Source organism: Spirulina sp. CCY15215 (genome assembly GCF_016888125.1).
GTDB lineage: Bacteria > Cyanobacteriota > Cyanobacteriia > Cyanobacteriales > Spirulinaceae > CCY15215.
The window spans coordinates 1-289 of sequence record NZ_JACSWA010000470.1; the positions used below are offsets into that span (position 1 = coordinate 1).

Sequence of the window (289 nt, forward strand, 5' to 3'; positions counted from 1 at the left end):
TTGCTAGGATGAGTGTAATTGAAAAACTTTGTATTTTTAAAGATTGACAATTGCTTCACTTTATTTTCCACTGAAAGCCAAGTTTATGAATTCTTAGATAAAGAATTCCAGAAAATTGTTCGCGAAGCAAGCAAAAGTCGTGAAGCTATCTTGGCTATTTTGCAAGGGGTGCATCCTCAATTATTGGTTATTTCGGTTATTGTAGTTTTGTAGAAATAGCGAGCAAGATGCTCGCACTACCTCAATTATTGGTTATTGTAGTTTTGTAGAAATAGCGAGCAAGATGCTC

1 protein-coding gene is annotated in these 289 nt (G+C 34.9%); it reads left to right on the plus strand.

The genetic code is table 11. The features are described from left to right. Positions 1-18: 18 nt before the first annotated feature. The gene (locus JUI58_RS15785; protein ID WP_204104763.1) at positions 19-213 is read left to right on the plus strand and encodes a hypothetical protein; all 195 of its coding nucleotides are present in this window, start codon (positions 19-21) and stop codon (positions 211-213) included. Positions 214-289: the final 76 nt, after the last annotated feature.